General features: G+C 56.5%; 2 rRNA genes (1 of these 2 cut by a window edge). Both read left to right on the top strand.

From position 1 onward, the window contains the following. Window positions 1-1182 (top strand): 23S ribosomal RNA (locus tag ACFW3L_RS26110); it begins 2008 nt to the left of the window's first position. Between the two features lie 96 nt (window positions 1183-1278). Next, a 5S ribosomal RNA gene (rrf, locus tag ACFW3L_RS26105) occupies window positions 1279-1394 on the top strand. Window positions 1395-1402: the final 8 nt, after the last annotated feature.

The raw sequence follows: 1402 nt of genomic DNA, 5'->3' as shown, positions 1-1402 counted from the left end.
CTATACGGCCTGAGCTGGGTGGGGTCGCAGATAGCGGGGGGAAGCGACTGTTTATTAAAAACACAGGTCCGTGCGAAGTCGTAAGACGCTGTATACGGACTGACGCCTGCCCGGTGCTGGAACGTTAAGAGGACTGGTTAGTGGGTTTCGGCCTGCGAAGCTAGGAATCTAAGCGCCAGTAAACGGCGGTGGTAACTATAACCATCCTAAGGTAGCGAAATTCCTTGTCGGGTAAGTTCCGACCTGCACGAATGGCGTAACGACTTCCCCACTGTCTCAACCATGGGCCCGGTGAAATTGCACTACGAGTAAAGATGCTCGTTTCGCGCAGCAGGACGGAAAGACCCCGGGACCTTCACTATAGCTTGACATTGGTGTTTGGGATGGTTTGTGTAGGATAGGTGGGAGCCTGTGAGACTGTCACGCTAGTGGCGGTGGAGGCGTTGGTGAAATACCACTCTGACTGTTTCGGGCATCTAACTTTGGACCGTGATCCGGTTCGGGGACAGTGTCTGGTGGGTAGTTTAACTGGGGCGGTTGCCTCCCAAAGAGTAACGGAGGCGCCCAAAGGTTCCCTCAGCCTGGTTGGTAATCAGGTGTTGAGTGTAAGTGCACAAGGGAGCTTGACTGTGAGACGGACGTGTCGAGCAGGAGCGAAAGCTGGGACTAGTGATCCGGCACCGGCGTGTGGAAGCGGTGTCGCTCAACGGCTAAAAGGTACCCCGGGGATAACAGGCTGATCTTCCCCAAGAGTCCATATCGACGGGATGGTTTGGCACCTCGATGTCGGCTCGTCGCATCCTGGGGCTGGAGTTGGTCCCAAGGGTTGGGCTGTTCGCCCATTAAAGCGGCACGCGAGCTGGGTTTAGAACGTCGTGAGACAGTTCGGTCCCTATCCGCTGTGCGCGTTGGAGACTTGAGAAGGGCTGTCCCTAGTACGAGAGGACCGGGACGGACGAACCTCTGGTGTGCCAGTTGTCCTGCCAAGGGCATGGCTGGTTGGCTACGTTCGGGAGAGATAACCGCTGAAAGCATCTAAGCGGGAAGCTTGCTTCGAGATGAGGTCTCCTGCCTCCTTGAGAGGGTAAGACTCCCTGTAGACGACAGGGTTGATAGGCCGGGTGTGGAAGCCTTGTGAGGGGTGGAGCTGACCGGTACTAATAGGTCGAGGGCTTGTCCGCTGCAGATAATTGGATGTTCGCGCACACTTGTTCACGGAGCTTGCTCGTGACTGTCATTCCCTTGCGGGGTTGAGTGGTGGTTGTGGGTGTTGGTTTCCGTGGTGGTTTTGGCAGGAGGGTCACACCCGGTCTCATTCCGAACCCGGTCGTTAAGTCTCCTTGCGCTGATGGTACTGCCCTGTGATGGGGTGGGAGAGTAGGTCGCCGCCACGGTTTTTCTT

Origin of the sequence: Nocardiopsis sp. NPDC058789, from assembly GCF_042745575.1 — a bacterium.
Lineage (GTDB): Bacteria > Actinomycetota > Actinomycetes > Streptosporangiales > Streptosporangiaceae > Nocardiopsis > Nocardiopsis eucommiae.
The sequence above is the reverse complement of the archived record's forward strand: the minus strand, read 5'-3'. Positions and strand labels throughout refer to the sequence as shown.